Origin of the sequence: Streptomyces sp. YS-3 (assembly GCF_045257485.1) — a bacterium.
Classification (GTDB): domain Bacteria; phylum Actinomycetota; class Actinomycetes; order Streptomycetales; family Streptomycetaceae; genus Streptomyces.
In genome coordinates this window covers 1-1,339 of sequence record NZ_JBJHPC010001004.1, presented here as the reverse complement: position 1 = coordinate 1,339, position 1,339 = coordinate 1, and the positions used below count along the sequence as shown (strand labels likewise).

3 protein-coding genes are annotated in these 1,339 nt (G+C 72.4%); 2 read left to right on the top strand and 1 reads right to left on the bottom strand.

Translation table 11 applies throughout. The features are described from left to right. On the top strand, positions 1–501 hold a 501-nt coding region (locus ACJA3G_RS37075), incomplete at its 5' end, for a hypothetical protein (RefSeq protein WP_406557404.1). A 153-nt stretch (positions 502–654) separates the two neighbouring features. Continuing rightward, a complete protein-coding gene (gene mscL / locus ACJA3G_RS37070; protein WP_406557405.1) occupies positions 655–1,107 on the top strand; it encodes a large conductance mechanosensitive channel protein MscL in 453 nt (150 codons plus the stop codon). 31 nt (positions 1,108–1,138) lie between these two features. Here mscL and ACJA3G_RS37065 read toward each other — a convergent pair. Continuing rightward, on the bottom strand, positions 1,139–1,339 hold a 201-nt coding region (locus ACJA3G_RS37065), incomplete at its 5' end, for a hypothetical protein (RefSeq protein WP_406557403.1).

Below are 1,339 nucleotides of genomic sequence, written 5' to 3'. Positions count from 1 at the left end.
GTGCGGCGCCGGCGGCGGGCGATGGCGGCCGGGCTCGCGGTGGCCGCGGCGGCACTGGCGGCGGTGGGCGCGCGGGCCCCGGGCCGTGCGGAAGCGGGCCCCCCGGCGCCCGGCGCCGTGGCGGCGGTGAACACGGGCGCCCGTCAGACGGCCACGGCATCCAGCCCCGCCGCCAAGGCGGTTGACGTGGTGTCGGCGCCGGTACGGATCGCGGACGCGGAGACCGTACGGCTGCTGCGGCCCGGCGACCGGGTCGACGTGATCGCGGCACCCGACTCCTCACCACCCGGTACAGGCGGTATGGGCGGTTCAGGTGGCCGGGGCGGTTCCGGCGCGGCCCGCCTGGTGGCCTCGGGTGCGCGGGTGACCGAGGTGCCCCGGCTACGCGGTCCGTCCGCGTCCGACGAGGGGGCCCTGGTCGTCCTCTCCGTCCCCCGCGCCACCGCGACGGCGCTCGCGGGTGCCGGCGCGACCTCCCGGCTGGTGGTGACGTGGTGCTGAATCGCACTGGCTTCCTGTCAAGTCACCTGTTTGCGTATGCGGATTGGACAGCGCGGTCATGCGCTGACGTAGGTTGCGGAACGGTTTGCTCCACCCCCTGCACCTGCGAAGAGAGGCTCACTCGTGACCGACGAGAAGAAGAGCGGCGGCGTCATGGCGGGCTTCAAGGCCTTCCTGATGCGCGGCAATGTGATCGACCTGGCCGTCGCGGTGGTCATCGGCGCCGCGTTCACCACGATCGTGAACTCGGTCGTGAAGGGCGTCATCAACCCACTGGTCGGTGCGTTCGGGACGAAGGACCTGAACAGCTACAGCTCGTGCCTGAAGGGACCCTGCCAGTTCGACACGAAGACGGGCGAGGCCGTCTCCGGTATCCCGATCATGTGGGGTCTGGTCCTCAGCGCGGTGCTGAGCTTCCTCATCACGGCGGCCGTCGTGTACTTCCTGATGGTCCTGCCGATGGCCAAGGTCCTGGCCAAGCGCGCCCAGCGCGACAAGGCGAAGGAGGGCGTCCAGGAGACCCTGGAGATCAGCGAGCTGGAGGTGCTGAAGGAGATCCGCGACGCCCTGGTCTCCCAGCGGGGCACGGGGCACAGCACGCCGTAGCGCACGGCCGCCGGGCCGGAAGGGCCCGCGCTCAGATGTGGTGGGGCGGCTTCTCGTCGAGGAAGCGCGCGAGATCGGCCGCGCTGCCGGCCGAGGGGGCCCGCTCACCCCACCCGCGGTCCGTGTCGTCCGAGGACTGCTGGTCCAGCGGATCGTCGAAGACCAGCGCGGGCCTCGGCTTCGGGTCGGGCGCCGGCTTCGCATCGCGCGGTCCGGGGGCGGGGGCGGTACT